Genomic DNA, 18253 nt, shown 5'->3' with positions numbered 1-18253 from the left:
TAGAGCAATAACTCTATTAAAGTTATGTTATTATATAAGAGTCTTATTTTTATGCTTAACACATAGTTTGCTTTAATTTCTCCGTTAGCTCATAATTAAAGTCGTGGAGTATATAAGGATAAGTAGAACTGATTTTAAGACTGGTGAAAAGAGAAAAATTATACTGCCTAATGGACGTGAATTAGTCGTTTTTTATCTAGGAGTAGATAGATTTTTTGTTTTTGATAATAAATGCCCGCATTTAGGTTGTGATCTTTCAAAATATGGCGTTATCATAAAAGAAGAATTAGTATGTCAATGTCACTTTTCTCATTTTTCTATATATAGTGGAGAACCTAAAAAGGGAGCTTCCAAAAAGCCTATAAAAGTATACAGAGTTCAAGTAACTAAAGATGAAGTTGTTATATCGTTAATATAATTAAAAATCTGGATAACTTTTTTATAGTAAAGTTGCCCTTGTGCTAAAGGTTCAATTGCGTACGAATAAACTAACTTTGAGCCCAGTAGACCCACTGCGATCCTCTCTAAAGAATTATTACTCATTGGAATTACGGTTACGTTTTCATATTCAAGAAGAGGTAAGAGTACCTCCTTATATCCTTTTAGACTAGGAACTGCAATCTTAACGCTGAACGCTTTTTCGGAAAACTTGCTAACAATTTCCTTTATCTTCTCTAGAGTTGGAAGATAATTAAAATAGTGGACAGAAACTATCCTATTATCGTATGGTATATCATATTTTTGAAGAAATGAAACCTCTATATCATACAGATATTGTCTCTCGTAGAGTTCATTTAAAATTTTTATCTTTAATTCATCCGCTAATTGATTTATTCCTCCCTCCCCTTTATCTCTTAACGTTACTATTAACTTCTTTTTATATTTATCTAAAAATTCATAATAGTCAGATATCAAACTGACTTCTCTTTCTCTTAGATAATCAAGTCTTAGTTCTATTAGATCTGCATCTAAAAAATTTTCTATAAGTTTTAAGTCTTCTATCTTTTTAATTGGTAATGAAGCTACAATTAATGGTCTCATTCAATAGAAATCTTCGCATTTAGTGATAATAAATCTTGCCAGTAATTAGGATTACTTTTACCTACACATTCAGCTGATGTAATTACCCCACCATTCACTAAAGCTAAGGCTGACGACATCATAGCAACTCTGTGATCATTCAAACAGTCTGTAACTGGAGAGTTTAACATACCCTTGTTAATTCCGAATATCAGAATAGAATTATACTTTACTTCACTACCTACACCATATAATCCTAAGATTTTCCTTATACTTTCAATTCTATCACTTTCCTTAATCCTCAATCTTTCGATCCCTATAATTTCACTTGTTCCCTCCGCTATTGCAGATAATCCCGCAATTGTCATAGCCAGGTCAGGTGCGTCATCTATATCAATTTTTATGGGAGAATATTTATCTTTAGCCTTGACAAACCATCTACCGTCTTTATATTCACTGGAAGCGCCCATCTCACTAAATATTTTAACAATACTATGATCACCAAAATATTCCTTCGGCTCCCACAAATTAGTTATTGTAATTCCTCCACCACTAACTAATGCAGAAAGCGCGTAAAACGAGGCTAAACCATAATCTCCCGCCACTTCGCCTTGAAATTCAACCAAATTATTGGGATTAACATGAATCTTACTACCATAAAACTTAACATCAGAACCAAATCTCTTAAATAAATCTATTGTAAGCAGAATATAACTTTTAGATGAAATGGGGGGCAATATTTCAATACTACCGCCATTTAGAATATGAAGTGCGTATATTAAGCCAGAAATATATTGACTACTCTCATCACCAGAAATCTTTATCTCATTACTACTTAACTTTCCCGTGATAGTCAAAGGCAAACTGTAAGAAGAAAAGGATATACCGTAGTTACTTAATGCTTGTACGATTCTGTTTAAAGGTCTCCTTCTTAAACTCTCATCTGCATCAATTGTCACTTCTCCGCCTATTGCGGCTAATATTGGAATAAGCATTCTAAGAGTAGTAGCGGAACCTTTTAATTTTATAAACCTCTCCTTAATTTCTAATTTCTCTGGAGGTATAAATTCAGAATTGTTTTTTACCTTTACTCCTAATGCTCTTACTGATTTTATAGCGTCTATAACATCTTCCGATAGAACTAAGTTATGAAGATATACTCTAGTGAAAAGTGAAAGAAAAATTAACCTAATAGCTAGACTTTTTGATTGAGGAGCTTTTATTATTCCACTAATCTTTGATGGATAAATCTTTACAATCAAGACTTACAGGCCTAACTATAATAACATCTCCAAATTTCTTAAGACTTTCGTATATCGGACCTTCTTCTCCATTCTTAGAAACTGCAAAATATGAAGGCCCATTTCCACTAATCCCGGCAGCTAACGCTCCTTTTTTCAGTGCAATTTCTATTGGTTCTAATGAATAGCCTAAAATATTAGCAATCAATATTCCATTCATCTTCATAGCAGTCAAGTAATCCTTAAGTGCTATCTTAAAAATTTCTTCAAAGACGTGACTATATTTTCTTAGCTCGTTTAGATTAACAGGTTTTTGTCTCCCTCCCTTAGCTAATATGAGGATCGATAAATTATCCTCAAGATTCTCTAACTTTACTATTCTAAACATCTTATTATAAGTGAATGCTATTCCTCCACAATATGATGCAACTGCATCATCAAGTGCCCCGGTATATGACACTCCAGCTTTCAGTGAAAGTATCGCAGATAATATTGGAGGGTTAATATTCCTTAGATCATATTGCTTTGCAATCTCCGCTATTAGGGCTACAGAAACTGCACTACTGCTTTTTAGTCCACTCTTTTGTGGAAGTTCAGATTCAATATCAACTTCAATATCCGGTATTGAATATTTTTCTTTAAAGTAATTAAGAATGGTCTTAATTAGTTCACTCTCTTGAGAATAAACTCTCTTACCTTCTCTAATTTCTACTTTTACCTTCAAATTGATTGCCATAGATGAGCCATACCAAGATGGTAGTGCGTTTACGATTGAGACTCCTCCATAGGCTTGCATGATTTCACATACCTCTCCCAACGTTGCTGTATTGTATTAGCTTGGTCCTCTGTAAGTTTAACTAGTGGAATAGCTCCTGCACGCATTGCATGGTCTACTATGGTTAACGCTACCATTGATTCTACAACAGTAACTCCCCTAATTGCTACAGCTGGGTCGTGTCTGCCAATTACTGAAATATAACTCTCCTCTAAGTTCCTTAAATCTATGGTCTTTTGAGGCTTTCTAATCGAGCTAGTAGGTTTAAATGCACATCTCACTATAAGATCTTCACCATTTGTTAAACCACCTAAAATGCCTCCAGCGTAATTGTACTTCCAGCCAATTCTATTATTCTTTCTTATAATCTCGTCATTAGCCTCACTTCCTTTCATTTTACTAGCAATAAAACCTAAACCATACTCGAAGCCCATCACAGCAGGGATCGACATTATTGCTTTAGCCAATTCAGCTTTCATCTTATCAAAGACTGGTTCTCCTAAACCTATTGGTGGATTCTTGGCTATTACTTCAGCTATTCCGCCATAGCTATCCCCTTCTTGAGTAGCTTTCTTTATTAATGCTTCATATTTTTCCTCAAGGTCTTTTTTACTAGCTCTTACTGGGCTATATTTTGAGCATAGAACCTCCTCAAATGTTACCTCTTCACTCAACTCTTCTGGGCCTAAACTTCTAAGATGGCCAGCTATCCAAGTATCTGTTAGCATAAGTAACTTCTTAGCTACTGCACCAGCTATAACTCTACTTACAGTTTCTCTAGCACTTGCTCTTCCACCTCCCCTATAATCCCAATTTTCATATCCATATTTCATTATAAATGGAAGGTCTGCATGTCCTGGTCTTGGTTTATATTTAATCTCGTCATAAAAACTTGATATTACATCAGTATTTCGTACTATAACTGCTATTGGAGATCCGGTAGTTCTATTATTAAAGATCCCACTTAATATTTCCGGCTCATCTTTTTCTCTCCTTCCAGAAACGTATAGTCTACCTGGTCTTCTAAATTCTAATTCGAACTTTATATCTTCAACAGTTAATGGTAAACCGGCAGGAACACCGTCTATGACTACACCTACTGCAGGACCATGGCTCTCTCCAAAAGTGGTTATTCTAAATAGTTTACCAAACGAGTTCCCTGGCATAAAGATACTCTATAATCTTTTCATCTGCCACACTCTTATTAAACCATATCTTCTCCGCTTCTACAGCTTGATTCACTAAAATTTCTAGACCGTTTATATATTGTATACCATATTTTTTAGCATTTTTAATTAACTCAGTCTCAACTGGTCTATAAACAAATTCTATAACAAGATCAGATTTTTTAACACAGTCCTCTGGGACTACAGAAGAATTAGGAGTGCTATTGACAATAAGTATATTATTTGTAATGTTGCAATTCTCTTTAATTGACGCGTTATAACCGTTCTTATTTAATAATTCAGCTAACTCATAAGCCCTTGATTTTGTTCTATTCACAATACTAATACTAGAGCATCCTAATTCAGATAACGCAAAAGCTGCTGCTTTTGCTGCACCTCCAGCCCCATATATGTAACATTCGTAGCCAGATACATTCTTAATCTTCTTTCTTACAAGATTTTTTATTGCTAAATAATCAGTGTTATAACCACTTTTTTTATATATTGTATTTACAGCTTGAATTCTCGTGGAGTGCGTATCAGTATTATCCAAATATTTCATTACTTCATCCTTATACGGTATCGTAACATTAAGTCCTTCTGCAATTTCCAATATCCCACTAATACTACGCTTGAATTTCATTTCGTCGAGATCAAAAACTAGATAAACTGCATTTATTCCTAGTGTTCTAAATGAGAAATTATGAATATAAGGGGATAGCGTGTACTTTATGTTTTTACCTATTAGACCGAATAACTTAGTATCATAATTTATTTCTTCAAGCATTGTTCGGCAAACCCCTTTACGGTATCTAGAGGAACTTCAACTTTTTTCCAGCTACCTATTCTAGTAGGAAACGGTATCAAAATTACATCTTTCCTATGTTTTTTATCCATATTAATAGCATTTAATGCTAGTTTAAGATCTACTGGGGCATCTATTTGAGATATATCGTAAGGTAAACCATAAATCTGTAATAGCCATAACACATCTTCTACTACTCCTTCCTCTGCATAACCTAACTCTTCCGCCATCTTAGCCTCACAAACCATTCCTACAGAGATAGCGTAGCCATGTGGAACATTAAAAGAGGATCCAGCTTCTATAGCATGACCTATCGTATGGCCGAAATTTAGAACTATTCGTATTCCTTTAGTCTCTCTCTCATCTTCTTTTACAATACTTAGTTTATCAAGTGTAGATCTAAAGATTATATCTTCTAATGCTTGTTTATCTTTATTTAGTATCTTCTCCTTATTTAAAGACAAGTAATCATATAATTCTTTATCTAAAGTTAAGCCATATTTAATTACTTCAGCTAATCCCTTCTTTAGTTCTTCTATTGGTAGAGTTTCCAAAAATTCTAAATCGGAAATTATCATACTTGGTTGATAGAATGTTCCAATTAAGTTCTTTATATTATTGAAATTTACTCCATTCTTACCCCCTATTGCTGCATCGACCATGCCTAAGAAGGTCGTTGGTACGTTTATCAGATTTAATCCTCTTAAATATATAGATGCTAAGAAACCAGCTACATCAGTTACCGTTCCACCACCAACACCTATAATATAATCCCCCCTATCGAAATTCTTTTCAAATAGCTTTTCTACTAAAGATATTACACTAGATAATTCTTTAGTACTTTCACCATCATTAATTGGGATGAAGTATGCATTTGGTAAATATTTATTAATTTTATCTGCTATACTAATTTTTCTTGAATAGATAACTGCAGCGTTATTGTCTTTAATCTTAGATAATTTTGAAAGTGATCCCTCTCCTACTACTACTCTTACTTCAGAGCAACAAATATCTTCTAAGATTTCCCTCATGCATCTCTCCCTAAAGCTCTAGCTAGCGTTCTAATTCGATTCATTAGAACTTCGAATGATTCCGGTGTAAGTTGTTGCTCTGAATCACTTAATGCCTTTTCTGGATGTGGATGAACTTCAATTAATAACATATCCGCACCAGCAGCGACTGCAGCTAGTGCTAAAGAGTGTACCAATTCTCTTTTTCCCGCAGGATGACTTGGATCAGCACAGATGGGCAAATGTGTCATTAGTTTAGCAGCTACCATCCCACCTATATCTAACGTAAACCTAGTTGACTTTTCAAATGTTCTTATTCCTCTTTCGCATAATACTGTATTGCCATTTCCCTCTAGTAAAATGTACTCTGCAGCTTGAAGCCATTCCTCTACTGTATTTCCCATACCTCGCTTAAGTAGTACTGGTTTACCTAACTTTCCAACTTCCTTCAATAAAGAGAAGTTCTGTGCGTTTCTGGCTCCAATCTGTATCATATCAACATATTGGCTAAATATATTGGAATCTCTTGTATCCATTATTTCTGTGACAATAGGTAAGCCTACTTCATCTCCTACTCTCCTCAAGATTTTCACCCCTTCTTCTCCGAGACCTTGGAAGGAATATGGACTTGTCCTAGGTTTGTAAGCCCCTCCTCTAAGTAATGATGCTCCAGCCCTTTTTACAGCCTTAGCAGTAGTAAGGACTTGTTCTTCATTTTCTACTGCACAAGGACCTGCAGCTACTATTACCTTTTTGCTTCCAATTTCTACATCTTTTACATTTACCACTGTTGGTTGCTTTTTCCAATCATTACCAGCTAATACATAGCTTTTCTTTACTTCCACAGCCATTTCTATACTATTATCAATGATACCTTTCACGTTCTGATCTGGCCATGCTAATATTAAGTTTTTACCATATAGGTTTAATATCTTGAAAGATGCTGAGTTTTCATTTAGCTTTTCTATTAGTATAGAGTAATCAGCTCTATCCTTAAGGACATATAAGATCATTCTATTTACCTCCTTCTAATTCTTCTTTAATTTTTTTAAGCTCCTCTAAACCTATATTTCTAACTTTATAAGAATAAGGGTTTTGATTTTGTATTTCAGTAATTACATTTTTTAGATCTTTAACCCGCTTTAAAATCTTGTTTAATTCTCTAAAGTTTGTAGTATGGAAATTACTGTAATCTACACCTAACTCTAACGATAAAGTATCAATTGCGTTTGATAAACCCAGAAGATAATAATGCGTTAGAACTTGAACAATAGCCATTGCTTTTTCATGAGTTTCAACATCAGTTATGACGGGTACTAAACCACTTTTCCTCCAGAAATTCTCCACCTTCATGACATCATCATTAGAACTAGTTTTGGAAGGTATAATTACAACTCTCTCTCCAATAGGGTATTCAATAGGACCGAAAAGTGGATGTGTAGAAATATACCTAAACTCTAGTTTCCTAGATAATTCTTCTAGGAAGCCAAATATTTTAAATTTAGAAGAACTAATATCCATAACAATCTTATCTTTAAGTGCCTTTGAAAATAATTCATCGGAATTATTTAATATTGCACTAGGAGGTATTGCAAATATAATTATATCCCCCCAATCTATTGCTTTTAATAAGGACATACTTACACATTTAAATTGATTAGCTAACATCTCCGCTTTACTTAAATCTCTTCCAGTAATCGATACTTCATGCCCAGCTAATGAAAGAATAGAAACGATCGATTTAGCCATTCCGCCATATCCATATATTACTACTCTTTCTTTCTCTCCTGGGTTAATCTGAACTAGTTTAGAATAAGAAAAAATCAAAGGCAATATAGATTCAACCAGACTATTTGGAATATTATACTTTTTTGCGTTAGCAATCCATTTTTCTCTAACTTTCATTTCCCTATTCTCGTCAGTAACACTTATATTAGAATTCGACTTAGCTTTCCCTATTTTTCTAGATAATTCTAATCTATATGAGAGTAACTTTACTAACTGCTCGTCTACCTTATCTATTTCTTCCCTCAGCCGTGTTATTTCTTCAGTCATCTACTTCAATAAATCAATTGCCTCCCTTATAATTGTTTTATAGTTTATATTATAGTAATCTAGTAGATCCCTTTGGCTTCTAGCAGATCTTCCAAAAGTCGTAGCACCTACAAATCTTATGGGTACTGGATAACGCCTAGCCGTAACCTCTGCAACGGCAGAACCAATACCTCCATATATGCTATGTTCCTCAATAGTAATTATCTTACCAGCCTTTCTAGCATAATATTCTATTGTATTTTCGTCAATAGGCTTTATTGAGAATAAATTTATAACTGCTACGCTAATTCCTAATTTCTCTAATTCTTCAGCCGCCTTTAGTGCATCCCACAAAACAACGCCTGCTCCTATTATGGCTAAGTCACTCCCATCCTTAATCACATAAGCTTTACCAATCTTGAATTCGTATTCTTGTCCTATAGTGATTGGTGGTGAATATTCTCTACCTATCCTATAATACAATGGACCCCTTTCCTCATTAATTATAACTGGTAAGCTTCTTTCAATATCCTTAGGATCTGCTGGTACTACTACTTTCATGTTTGGTAATACACGCATTAGCGCTATATCTTCGAGAACTTGATGACTCGAACCATCACCGTGGTCACTGTATCCGGTGTGTGTTACAAACATCTTGACGTCTAGATTCATTCTAGCTATACTATTTCTTATCTGCTCCCACGCTCTCATTAAGAACATTCCAAAGTTAACTATAGCGGGCTTTTTTCCTACAGCAGCCAAGCCAGCAGCAAAATTCACCATATCTTGCTCTGCTATGCCTACATTAAAGTATCTATCCTTAAACTTCTCTCTAAAGTATAGCGCTCTGGTAGAGTCTCCTACATCTGCAGTTATCACGACTAGATCCTTGTTCTTATCCCCTAGGTCTGCTAATAGCCTTCCGAAGGTTTCACGCATTGAGTAAATATTTCCTTGCATCATCTGGACTGGACCTCTGTTTATGGGTATTTTCTATTGGAGGAAACCCCTTTCCTCTTACAGTCTTAGCGAATATTACTACGGGCTTGCTTGCCTTATATGCCTCGTTAACTGCATTAGTAATACTAATGAAATCATGCCCATCGCAGTTTAATACTTTCCAACCTACTGCTTCCCATACCTTAGGTAAGAAGTTCTTTGGTTTTATCTCATCTGTTGAACCATCAAGCTGGAAATTGTTCATCTCTATAAATGCAATTAAGTTATCAAGATTTCTAACTACTGCATGCGTCATAGCCTCCCATATTTCTCCCTCATCCTGTTCACCATCACCCATTATGACATATACTCTTCCAGTGCCGTTGGCCATCTTTATACCAGTAGCAACACCTATTCCAAAGCTCAAACCTTGCCCTAAACTACCAGTCGACATATCTACACCGGGAATAAAAGTTTCTGGATGCCCTTGTAATAATCCCGTTATATCTTGTATTCTCCAAAGTTCCTCTTCTTTTATGTAACCTTTTTCAGCTAAAACGGCATAAAGAGCTGGCGCTGCATGGCCTTTACTTAAAATAAGCCAGTCTTTATTCACTAAGCTTGAATCCGTCCTTATATGCTTGAATATTAACGTAGTTAATATCTCTATGCTACTTAGGGACGATCCCACATGTATTGTTTGATCATAAAATAGCATTTTTATTACATTTCTTCTTGCCTTTTCAGCTACTTGTCTTAACTTGTCCAATTCCTCTATTGATATTGGAGTTCCATCACTCCCTCCACCTTTTTCCATTGGAACAATATCAATCCCCACTTTTAGTAGGCAACACTTATTTTTAAAGATTATTCTACATTATAATCTTGTGGAAAGATATTCTAGGCAACTAATAGTTTTAGGATTAGGAATTCAACAGAGGTTAAATGAGTTAAAGATATTAATTGCAGGCTGTGGAGCTTTAGGTACTGCCGTTGCAGAGTTGCTAGCTAGGCTAGGAGTTAAAGAGTTAACTATAGTAGATGCAGATGTGGTAGATATAACTAATCTACATAGGGTCCATTTATTTGATGAAAATGATGTAGGCAAACCTAAAGCTGAAGTTTGCGCTAAAAAAATATCCCTTATAAATTCTTCAATCAAAATTAATTATATTATAGATATACTCGACGAGGAGAACGTCGAGAGGCTAATTTCTGATAAGGATTACGTGTTCGATGCATTAGACAGCTTGTACTACAAGCTATTGTTAAATGATGCTATAGTAAAATTAGGAAAAATCCTAATATATGGAGGAATTAATGGTGAATACGGTTCTGCTAAACTGATAGACCCTAGTCAAACCTCCTGTTTATCTTGTTTTATTGACTATTCAGATCAAGACGAAATTGGGAATTCATGTGATGTTATTGGAACTACTCCACTAATAGTAGAATTAACAGCTACACTTCAAGTTAACTTAATGCTTAATCACTTGAGAGGCAATCCGGATTATTCATTATTCTATATAGATTCTAGAGAATTAAAAATTGAGAGAATTAACATCGAGAAGAACTCACAATGTAAGACATGCGTTCTAAATGAGTATCCTTTTCTATATCAAAAGATAAGTAAACCTAAATGTGGAATATTTAGAACTAATATGAAAATTCCTGAGTTAGATGAGCCCAAAGTGTTTAAAAATCTTGGGAATGTAACTTTATGCTATCCTAGTATTGGATGTTTTGAGAAAAGGGGAAGATAATGGATAAGAAATACATTGCAGCTATTTTTCTTCCGTTTATAGTGATCATAGTCTATGCATACATATTTAAGATTAATATAATATATGTTTTACAAGAAGATCCCAAATTCTTTCTGATTTTTCTTTTAACGTATACTGCCCAGAATTTCGTCTCATCATTTAAGGATTCATTACTAATTAAGCGTAGAGTAGATATAACGTTAAGAGCAAGATTACTAGGTAACTTCGTAGGTTTATTAGTACCTGGATGGGCTGGACAAGAATTGGTTAGAAGTTTAGTTTACAACAAATATGGGGTAAACTTAAGGCAAGCGTTTAGCTACTCTATTCTTATAGGATCCATAGATGTGCTCGCAATATGTTTGGGCTATATTTTACTGCTGCCATTCTTTTTTAACCCATTAGAATTTGTATTCATTCTAGTCGTATTATTTAACATAGCTGGATGGATAGGAGCATTGTCGTATTTTTACTTGCAACATGATAAAGTAAATAAAATTGAACAATTTATCTTTAAGATAGTTAAAATGGAACGAATTGTTACAGATTATATGGAATTTAAATATTACCTTAAGCAAGGAACCACAAAGGATTTTGTAATTTATATCATGATTGATATATTTAGTTTTGCCTTATATGGAGGTTATTTTTATTATGTAACACATAATATTTTCTTGTCAATTTTTATCTCTTTTTTATACCAAGTATCTATATTAATACCGATACCATCTGCAGCAATAGTGGGAGAATTAGCGTTATCAATATTTTTAAATCCCTCTTACGTCTTTGCTACAAGATTGAACTATATTATATCAAACTTGCTTGGATCTATTTTCTTTAAGGATATGAGCTTTGAAGAGCTTAAAAAATGGTCAAAAGAAATTCTAAAGAGATAGTAATGGAAGTATTCTTAGGAGAGCCGAATAATCAAGAAATAAGGGAAGTAGTTAGGAATGTGTATTCTAAGGATAATTTGTGTTTATCTGCGTACTATTCTATAGAGCCTATCCTATTTTCATTTATTATTTCCAAAAATACTAAGAATTCTTTCACTCTTTCGTTCATTCCAGAAGAATGTGAAACACAAATTAGACTTGACGCTAACGGGAAATGGATAATAGATAATAAGAAAAAATATTTCTTGGGTCAGAATTCCTTTTGTTCATATTTACCTATAACTGCTGAAGATGTCTTGCCAATTGTTAGTTGTATTATAACGTCTACAATATTAGACAGAAGATCACTTTCCGAATGGGAATTAGAGACAATAAGGGAAATGGAGAAATTTGATATGACTATCGAAAAAAATCTGAAAATTCCTGCATATAAAACTTTACCAGCCTTTTTATCGTTAATGTTTTCTCTAGATCCTTATATACCTGGCATATCTGGCAATAGAGAAAATGCCATAAGTCTCATAAGAGAGGTAAACGCTAGTGAGATATCGAAATTAGAAGATTTGAATGAGAGTCAGCTAAATACATTACTTTTCAGAATAATTTCTACTATTGTGAAAGAAAATCCAAAATTCACTAGGGATGATATAATTACGGATAGATTTTTTTATCTTGATTATGATATATTAGAGTTGGCATTCTCTTTAATTTATTCGTTTGATACTATTGGCAGTAATGAGATCTTACAGTTTGTCCTGTCATCCTCTTATGCAGAGGCATTAATTAGTAGATTTAGGCAAACTCTCTCCAAGGGATTCTCAATCAATTCTATTGAAAATAAACAGTCATATTATATTGTTGAGACATCTAATCTCACTTCTCCTCTCTTAGCACAAATAATATTGTTACAGTTACAAAAAATAAGGAGAGATAAAATGATAGTAATCAGAGACAATGATAGACTTTTCACTAGTAGATTTTTTATTCCGTCAGTAAAGAAAGAAGGATTGATTAAAATTGATGATAGAGTTAAGAATCTCATCGGAATATAAGGATGCAGAACTATTTATAAGAAGTTTAAAAGTTGATGATGTAAATTTGCCAGAAGGAATGTCAATTGAAAGCAAAGTAGAAGGCAAAGAGTTTGAGATTGTAATAAAGATGAGAGTTACAAAACCAAACGATTTAATGACAGTTAGAAATACTGCAGACGAGATATTGGCACATATAAAAGCGCTTCAATCGTCATTTGATGCTATAAGTTAAATATTTAGTCTTTAATATAAATGTTTATATCGTGATGTTAAATGCCACTACGACCTGGAAGATGTTATAGACATTTCTCCGGTCCTGCCTATACCAGGAAGGAATATATCCCTGGTATTCCACAGCCAAAGATAACTAAGTTCACTTCTGGAAATCCAAATGGAGATTATGACTATGAGGTTAGGTTAATTACTACTGAGATAGGGCAAATAAGACATAATGCTTTAGAGGCTGTCAGAACTCTTACTCTTAAGACGTTATCTAAGAAAACTGGAAGTGAAACTTCGTTCTTTATGTGGATATTAAAGTATCCCCATCATGTGCTAAGAGAGAATAAAATGATGGCGTTTGCTGGAGCTGATAGATTGCAAGATGGAATGAGATTGTCTTTTGGTACACCAATAGGTACTGCTGCTAGGATTGAAAAACTGGGAGAAACTTTAATTGTAATAAAAGTTAAAAAAGAACATCTAGAATTTGCAAAGGAGGCGTTAAAGATAGCATCAAAGAAACTACCTTTGCGTACTAGAATTGAGATCATTCCATTAAGGCTCGTAAGACAGGAGGTTCAAAGTTGAGCTATAATTTCGAAGAGGAACGTGTAATCAAGGAGATACGTGAAAAGAACGCGAAACGTGTTCTTTTACAATTTCCTGAAGGATTAAAGTATTTTTCTATAGATATAGTAAAGAAGTTAAGGGAAAAACTACCTAACGTTAATTTTATAATATCAGGTGAGCCTAGTTGGGGTGCTTGCGACATAGCAGAGGATGAGGCACAACAAGTAAATGCTGACCTTATAATTCACTTCGGTCATACCCCTTATACGTGGTACTATCCCAAGTTTCCTACCATATTTATTAACGCTGAAAGTAATTTAGATATTTCTGAAAATGCTCTTCATTCTTTAGAAAATGATATCAGTAAATATAATGGAAGAAAAATCTCATTAACGGCAACTTTACAACATGTAAGATTATTATCTAAAATTAAGTCTTTCTTAGAAGATAAGGGATACGATATAGTTATAGGTAAACCATCTAATAGATTTATGTTTGATGGACAAGTTTTAGGATGTGATTATAAAGCTGCTGAAGTAGAAGCAGATATTTATGTGATTGTATCAGGAGGATTATTTCACGCTTTAGGTTTAGGATTAGCTACAAACAAACCAACTATAAAACTTGATCCGTATTTACAGAAAAGTGAGGATATAACAAATGATGTTAGGAAGATACTGAAAGTTAGATATGGTAAAATATTACAAGCATTAGATAAACGTAGTTGGGTAATTATACAAGGGGTTAAGGTTGGACAAAATAGACCAAACATGATAAAATATTTCTATGATAAGTTAACCGAAAAAGGCTATGATGTATTTACAGTAACAAATAAGGTATTAACACTAGACATACTTAGAAATTTAGATAGAAATTATATAGACGTATTTTTAGTCACATCTTGTCCTAGACTGCCAATAGATGACCTATACAACTATGAAAAACCAGTATTAACGCCTGGAGAGGCAAAAATGATCATAAATAATAGTCTGGAACCCTATATTTTTCCATGGTGAACTAAGTGAGAACTCAAGGCGAATTAACTTTACCAGGAGAGGAGTTAGCAGTAATTGAAGAATTTATGACTGGCGATGGTACGTATGAACAAAATGGTATAGTTAGAGCCGCAGTTGTAGGAAAGATCTTTTATGATATGCTAAATAGGAAGAGTAACGTACTAGGATTTAAGAAAATTATATTTCAACATTTGAAGAAGGCTAAATATGTGATTGGCATTGTTAATTCTATCAAAGAAGACTCAGCACTAGTTTCAATAGTAGGGATCGAGGAGAGAGGTCTTGCGTCACCAATTTCAGCTTACTTACATATTTCTCAAATAAGTAATAAAAAAATTAATAATGTAACAGATGCTATAAAAATCGGAGATGTAATTAAAGCTAAATTACTTTCATACACTTTTCCCTTGGCTTTGACCATTAAAATGAAAGATCTTGGTGTTATTTACGCTAGATGCTCAAGATGTGGATATTTATTGATTAAGCAAGACGAAAATAATTTAAAATGTCAGAGATGCGGAAATATTGAACAACGAAAAATAGGATCTTATATGGTGAAGAAAGGTGGAAATTAGAATACTAAAAAGTGAAAGTAATTACTTGGAATTAGAGATAGAAGGAGAGGATCATACGTTAGGTAACTTAATTGCGGGTACCTTGAGGAGAATTAGTGGCGTAAGTTTTGCTTCATATTATCAACCACATCCTTTATCTGATAAAATAATAGTTAAAATACTAACTGATGGTTCAATAACTCCTAAAGATGCCTTATTGAAAGCCATTGAAAATATAAGAGGAATGACCTCACACTATATCGACGAAATAAAGGGATTAACCAAGTGAAAAAGGAGACAAGGATAGCAGTATTTGTTAAAGTTAACTATTTGTATGCAATATGTGTATTTAGAGGTAACTTCTTAGAGAAGATGTTTCTGGATATAAATCAAGATAATCTAATTAAACAAATAACTACATCTTCCATAGTTGACGAAATCAAATATTCCAATATTGGAATTGGTGAGAACTTTAAAGAACAAGTACTAGAGAAGATATGTGAAAATCTCATAAAGAAACTATCAGAAAAGTTAAATATAGATAAAGTAAATGGTTAAGCTTGTAGCGTGATAGTAGTGAAGTTCTGTCCCAAATGTAACTCTATGATGGTTCCAAAGAAATCCAATGGCAAGAACGTATATAGATGTACCAAATGTGGTTATGAAAAAGAGGTCCCAGAAACAACGATAGTAGTAACGAGTAAAGTAAAACATAGTATTAAAGAAAAAACGTTAGTATTAGAAGAGGAGGAAATGCCCAGTGGTGCACAAAAAATAAAAGGTGTTCTATGTCCTTCATGCAAAAATGATGAAGCCTATTTCTGGATATTACAAACTAGAAGGGCGGATGAGCCACCTACTAGATTTTATAAGTGCACGAAATGCGGTAAAGTATGGAGAGAGTACGAGTAAATGAATGAGAAAATCTTATTTTATTAAATTCTCATTTTATGTTGGACCCGTAGCTCAGCCAGGACGGAGCGCCGGCCTTCTAGCGTCTAAGGAGGATAGCCGGCGGTCCCGGGTTCAAATCCCGGCGGGTCCGCACATATTATTACTTGGTATATACTAATTCTAGATACTCTTATAACCTCAACAGAGTATACACAGTACGAAATGGGTTATAATAAACCGGACTTTTCCTCACTAGAATTCAAGAGCGTCTTAACAGCCGGTATGGGAGTATTTACTGATGGATATGAACTTTATGCGATTTCATTAGTTTTCTATTATATACAAAAGGAATTTCTATTAAATGGACTAGAGGAAGGGATAGTTATAGCTAGTGCATATTATGGTGCAGCAGTTTCCGCAATTCTATTAGGCTTTTTATCAGATAAACTAGGAAGAAAGTTTATTTACGGTCTCGATGTAGCTTTAATGAGTTTAGGAATACTATTTCAGTCAATATCAACAAATTTTGCAGAGTTAGTCATGTCTAGAATAATCTTAGGTTTTGGGATTGGCGCAGATTATGTTCTTTCTCCTATAATTACTGCAGAGAATTCAAATCCCAAAAATAGAGGAAAACGAATGATAGTAACTTTTGCACTACTTTGGGGAATGGGTGCAGTTACTGCAGCATTTGTTGAGCAAATCTTGCTGTTAGTGAACATGGAGAATGATCTCATATGGAGAATAGTATTGTTTATGGGAATTCTCCCAGCAATTTCTGTATTTTACTTAAGGAGAAAAATTCCTGAAACATATAAATTCTTAACTAGAATTAAACCGAAACCAGAAGAGCTAAAAAAACTAGAAAAAGAAATAAAAAGTAAAGTTGCAATTTCTCCAGATGAAGTCCCGTTCTCAAAAAGATTCGTATCAGCTATAGGAATTACAATTATATCTTCTATTCTCTGGCTTCTTTACGATATGTATTCCTCTACATTTGCAATCTATGGACCAATAACAATAGCGGGAAATTTAGGTCTAAATCCCATAGAATTCACCTATTTGGCACAGTTTCTTGCAGGTTTGCCAGGTCAGATAATTAGCATTTATCTAGTTGACAAAATAGGAAGAAAACCATTAATCGTAATAGGTTATGCTGGTGTTGCATTTTGGCTTTTTATGTACTCGATACTCCTCATGGATCCGTATTACTTTGGACTTAAGATACATATAAGTAATCCTTTAAAAGCGGCAGAAAGTTTAACCGGAGAGGCAGCATTATTAGGACTATCATTTTATCTTATGAACTATTTGTCATCAGCAATTGGACCCGCGTCCATAATAGGATCAGCGATGTTAACCCCAGAGTTAGTTCCAACCAAAGTTAGAGGGACCAGCCAAGCTATTAGTGTGGCAGTAGATAGACTTGCTGCAGCTTTTAGTATTACTGCGTTTCCTTTGTTATTAGCTAAGTTTGGACTCCCAGTACTACTAGGAATATATTCGATAATAGCTTTAGTATCGTGTAGTATAACTCTATTTTTAATACCAGAAACTAAGGGAGTAGAATTAAGTTGATATAATTTTTGCTTAAACGTTATATACTTTATCATATAGTTAAGCCGTGTGTCAGAAAAGGCGAAAGACCGGGTAACGAAACATATTACCTAAAATATCCGATAGATATCGTTAGGACGTTTAATATAACGACTACTGACGAACTCGTTCTTAGCATAGAAATGAAAGACGACAATATATCACTATGTTACAGACGCGCTATGAAATGATGTTATATCGGGGTGTAGAACGCAAATAAGCTTCTTCTCGCTATCGAGGAATCTTTGCCGTCTTCTTTCAATTCAACGCTTTTTGATGACAAAAACTAACGAGTTTGCAGAGCTTATAACTCTCTTTTGGCAACCATAATACAGTGGGTGAAAATAAAGGAAAAACAACATCATTATAAATATGGCGACATAATTATACGTGAAAGAAAAGGGCGGTATTATGTTTACAAACTAGAGTATGAGAACGGTAACGTAAAGGAAACTTACGTCGACCCTTTAGTTGACGTAGTTGAAACGTACGAAAAATTGAAAGATAGCAGTGGGGGTTTTAGGGGGTATCCCCCTAACCCCACAACGGACCCGCCGGGATTTGAACCCGGGACCTCTGGCTCCGGAGGCCGGCGCTCCATCCTGGCTGAGCTACGGGTCCAACATAAATATACACTATACGGTCTTTTAAACTGTTAGACACGCTATCCTTACAAAAATGAGAACGGCTTTTTTTAGTGATTAACATCGTATCATAA

Annotated in this window: 22 protein-coding genes, 2 tRNA genes and 1 pseudogene; 14 read left to right on the top strand and 11 right to left on the bottom strand. The window is 34.2% G+C overall.

Annotated features, from left to right (window positions below; all coding sequences use genetic code 11):
- Positions 1-103 precede the first annotated feature (103 nt).
- Positions 104-418 carry a Rieske (2Fe-2S) protein gene (locus SSOP1_RS01555; RefSeq protein ID WP_010922935.1) on the top strand — a complete coding sequence of 105 codons (315 nt, stop codon included), beginning with the start codon at positions 104-106 and terminating at the stop codon, positions 416-418.
- On the opposite strand, the gene SSOP1_RS01550 is transcribed toward SSOP1_RS01555, so the two are convergent.
- The 10 genes from SSOP1_RS01550 to SSOP1_RS01505 are packed head-to-tail and all read right to left on the bottom strand — an operon-like array spanning position 379 to position 9807.
- Positions 379-1041 (bottom strand): type I 3-dehydroquinate dehydratase, encoded by a 663-nt coding sequence (locus SSOP1_RS01550; protein ID WP_009990602.1) that lies wholly within the window; start codon positions 1039-1041, stop codon positions 379-381. The two genes, SSOP1_RS01555 and SSOP1_RS01550, sit on opposite strands and share 40 nt — an antisense overlap.
- Complete coding sequence (gene aroA / locus SSOP1_RS01545; protein ID WP_009990601.1) at positions 1038-2282, bottom strand: 3-phosphoshikimate 1-carboxyvinyltransferase; 1245 nt, start codon at positions 2280-2282, stop codon at positions 1038-1040. Before aroA ends, SSOP1_RS01550 begins: the two co-directional genes overlap by 4 nt.
- Positions 2251-3057, bottom strand: a complete 807-nt coding sequence (locus SSOP1_RS01540) for a shikimate kinase (protein ID WP_009990600.1) — start codon at positions 3055-3057, stop codon at positions 2251-2253. The genes aroA and SSOP1_RS01540 overlap by 32 nt, the downstream gene beginning before the upstream one ends.
- The gene (gene aroC, locus SSOP1_RS01535) at positions 3027-4202 is read right to left on the bottom strand and encodes a chorismate synthase (RefSeq protein ID WP_009990599.1); all 1176 of its coding nucleotides are present in this window, start codon (positions 4200-4202) and stop codon (positions 3027-3029) included. Before aroC ends, SSOP1_RS01540 begins: the two co-directional genes overlap by 31 nt.
- The gene (locus tag SSOP1_RS01530) at positions 4180-4989 is read right to left on the bottom strand and encodes a shikimate dehydrogenase family protein (protein WP_009990598.1); all 810 of its coding nucleotides are present in this window, start codon (positions 4987-4989) and stop codon (positions 4180-4182) included. Before SSOP1_RS01530 ends, aroC begins: the two co-directional genes overlap by 23 nt.
- Positions 4974-6038 (bottom strand): 3-dehydroquinate synthase, encoded by a 1065-nt coding sequence (gene aroB, locus SSOP1_RS01525; protein WP_009990597.1) that lies wholly within the window; start codon positions 6036-6038, stop codon positions 4974-4976. Before aroB ends, SSOP1_RS01530 begins: the two co-directional genes overlap by 16 nt.
- A complete protein-coding gene (gene aroF / locus SSOP1_RS01520) occupies positions 6035-7030 on the bottom strand; it encodes a 3-deoxy-7-phosphoheptulonate synthase (protein ID WP_009990596.1) in 996 nt (331 codons plus the stop codon). The genes aroB and aroF overlap by 4 nt, the downstream gene beginning before the upstream one ends.
- 1 nt (position 7031) lies before the next feature.
- Complete coding sequence (locus SSOP1_RS01515) at positions 7032-8072, bottom strand: chorismate mutase (RefSeq protein WP_009990595.1); 1041 nt, start codon at positions 8070-8072, stop codon at positions 7032-7034.
- Positions 8073-9014 (bottom strand): transketolase family protein, encoded by a 942-nt coding sequence (locus SSOP1_RS01510; protein WP_009990593.1) that lies wholly within the window; start codon positions 9012-9014, stop codon positions 8073-8075.
- Positions 8983-9807, bottom strand: a complete 825-nt coding sequence (locus tag SSOP1_RS01505; protein WP_014511519.1) for a transketolase — start codon at positions 9805-9807, stop codon at positions 8983-8985. The genes SSOP1_RS01510 and SSOP1_RS01505 overlap by 32 nt, the downstream gene beginning before the upstream one ends.
- Here SSOP1_RS01505 and SSOP1_RS01500 point away from each other — a divergent pair.
- The 13 genes and pseudogenes from SSOP1_RS01500 to SSOP1_RS16040 all read left to right on the top strand — a co-directional run.
- Positions 9713-10753, top strand: a complete 1041-nt coding sequence (locus SSOP1_RS01500; protein ID WP_173645073.1) for a HesA/MoeB/ThiF family protein — start codon at positions 9713-9715, stop codon at positions 10751-10753. The two genes, SSOP1_RS01505 and SSOP1_RS01500, sit on opposite strands and share 95 nt — an antisense overlap.
- The gene (locus SSOP1_RS01495; protein WP_009990588.1) at positions 10753-11649 is read left to right on the top strand and encodes a lysylphosphatidylglycerol synthase domain-containing protein; all 897 of its coding nucleotides are present in this window, start codon (positions 10753-10755) and stop codon (positions 11647-11649) included. Before SSOP1_RS01500 ends, SSOP1_RS01495 begins: the two co-directional genes overlap by 1 nt.
- On the top strand, positions 11622-12701 hold the full coding sequence (locus tag SSOP1_RS01490; RefSeq protein WP_009990587.1) for an SSO0295 family DNA-binding domain-containing protein: 1080 nt from the start codon (positions 11622-11624) through the stop codon (positions 12699-12701). Before SSOP1_RS01495 ends, SSOP1_RS01490 begins: the two co-directional genes overlap by 28 nt.
- Positions 12670-12915 (top strand): KEOPS complex subunit Pcc1, encoded by a 246-nt coding sequence (locus SSOP1_RS01485; protein ID WP_009990586.1) that lies wholly within the window; start codon positions 12670-12672, stop codon positions 12913-12915. The genes SSOP1_RS01490 and SSOP1_RS01485 overlap by 32 nt, the downstream gene beginning before the upstream one ends.
- A gap of 41 nt (positions 12916-12956) precedes the next feature.
- Positions 12957-13493 carry a 50S ribosomal protein L16 gene (locus SSOP1_RS01480; RefSeq protein WP_009990585.1) on the top strand — a complete coding sequence of 179 codons (537 nt, stop codon included), beginning with the start codon at positions 12957-12959 and terminating at the stop codon, positions 13491-13493.
- Complete coding sequence (gene dph2 / locus SSOP1_RS01475; protein ID WP_009990583.1) at positions 13490-14491, top strand: diphthamide biosynthesis enzyme Dph2; 1002 nt, start codon at positions 13490-13492, stop codon at positions 14489-14491. The genes SSOP1_RS01480 and dph2 overlap by 4 nt, the downstream gene beginning before the upstream one ends.
- 5 nt (positions 14492-14496) lie before the next feature.
- Positions 14497-15066 (top strand): exosome complex RNA-binding protein Csl4, encoded by a 570-nt coding sequence (locus SSOP1_RS01470; RefSeq protein ID WP_009990582.1) that lies wholly within the window; start codon positions 14497-14499, stop codon positions 15064-15066.
- Entirely contained in the window at positions 15056-15334 is a 279-nt protein-coding gene (locus SSOP1_RS01465) for a DNA-directed RNA polymerase subunit L (protein ID WP_009990580.1), read from the top strand. The genes SSOP1_RS01470 and SSOP1_RS01465 overlap by 11 nt, the downstream gene beginning before the upstream one ends.
- Entirely contained in the window at positions 15331-15603 is a 273-nt protein-coding gene (locus SSOP1_RS01460) for a hypothetical protein (protein WP_009990576.1), read from the top strand. The genes SSOP1_RS01465 and SSOP1_RS01460 overlap by 4 nt, the downstream gene beginning before the upstream one ends.
- Before the next feature lie 18 nt (positions 15604-15621).
- Positions 15622-15957, top strand: coding sequence for a transcription factor S (locus SSOP1_RS01455; RefSeq protein WP_009990575.1), 336 nt, complete (start codon positions 15622-15624; stop codon positions 15955-15957).
- Positions 15958-16000: 43 nt separating this feature from the next.
- Positions 16001-16090 (top strand) — tRNA-Arg (locus SSOP1_RS01450).
- Positions 16091-16161: 71 nt separating this feature from the next.
- Entirely contained in the window at positions 16162-17517 is a 1356-nt protein-coding gene (locus SSOP1_RS01445) for an MFS transporter (RefSeq protein ID WP_009990574.1), read from the top strand.
- A 356-nt stretch (positions 17518-17873) separates the two neighbouring features.
- Positions 17874-18053: pseudogene (locus SSOP1_RS16040) on the top strand (putative integrase); the annotation flags it as partial.
- Positions 18054-18081: 28 nt separating this feature from the next.
- Here the strand turns inward: SSOP1_RS16040 and SSOP1_RS01440 are convergent.
- Positions 18082-18156 (bottom strand) — tRNA-Arg (locus tag SSOP1_RS01440).
- Between the last annotated feature and the right edge of the window lie 97 nt (positions 18157-18253).

The organism is Saccharolobus solfataricus (assembly GCF_900079115.1).
GTDB classification, from domain to species: Archaea; Thermoproteota; Thermoprotei_A; order Sulfolobales; family Sulfolobaceae; genus Saccharolobus; species Saccharolobus solfataricus.
The sequence above is the reverse complement of the archived record's forward strand: the minus strand, read 5'-3'. Positions and strand labels throughout refer to the sequence as shown.

Bases quoted from the DNA above. Each gene is read 5' to 3' on its own strand.
- SSOP1_RS01550 (WP_009990602.1), bottom strand. From the start codon at position 1,041: ATGAGACCATTAATTGTAGCTTCATTACCAATTAAAAAGATAGAAGAC.
- SSOP1_RS01445 (WP_009990574.1), top strand. From the start codon at position 16,162: ATGGGTTATAATAAACCGGACTTTTCCTCACTAGAATTCAAGAGCGTC.
- SSOP1_RS01480 (WP_009990585.1), top strand. From the start codon at position 12,957: ATGCCACTACGACCTGGAAGATGTTATAGACATTTCTCCGGTCCTGCC.
- SSOP1_RS01515 (WP_009990595.1), bottom strand. From the start codon at position 8,072: ATGACTGAAGAAATAACACGGCTGAGGGAAGAAATAGATAAGGTAGAC.
- aroB (WP_009990597.1), bottom strand. From the start codon at position 6,038: ATGAGGGAAATCTTAGAAGATATTTGTTGCTCTGAAGTAAGAGTAGTA.
- SSOP1_RS01510 (WP_009990593.1), bottom strand. From the start codon at position 9,014: ATGATGCAAGGAAATATTTACTCAATGCGTGAAACCTTCGGAAGGCTA.
- SSOP1_RS01490 (WP_009990587.1), top strand. From the start codon at position 11,622: ATGGTCAAAAGAAATTCTAAAGAGATAGTAATGGAAGTATTCTTAGGA.
- SSOP1_RS01530 (WP_009990598.1), bottom strand. From the start codon at position 4,989: ATGCTTGAAGAAATAAATTATGATACTAAGTTATTCGGTCTAATAGGT.
- SSOP1_RS01485 (WP_009990586.1), top strand. From the start codon at position 12,670: ATGATAGAGTTAAGAATCTCATCGGAATATAAGGATGCAGAACTATTT.
- aroC (WP_009990599.1), bottom strand. From the start codon at position 4,202: ATGCCAGGGAACTCGTTTGGTAAACTATTTAGAATAACCACTTTTGGA.
- SSOP1_RS01495 (WP_009990588.1), top strand. From the start codon at position 10,753: ATGGATAAGAAATACATTGCAGCTATTTTTCTTCCGTTTATAGTGATC.
- SSOP1_RS01505 (WP_014511519.1), bottom strand. From the start codon at position 9,807: ATGGAAAAAGGTGGAGGGAGTGATGGAACTCCAATATCAATAGAGGAA.
- SSOP1_RS01540 (WP_009990600.1), bottom strand. From the start codon at position 3,057: ATGCAAGCCTATGGAGGAGTCTCAATCGTAAACGCACTACCATCTTGG.
- aroF (WP_009990596.1), bottom strand. From the start codon at position 7,030: ATGATCTTATATGTCCTTAAGGATAGAGCTGATTACTCTATACTAATA.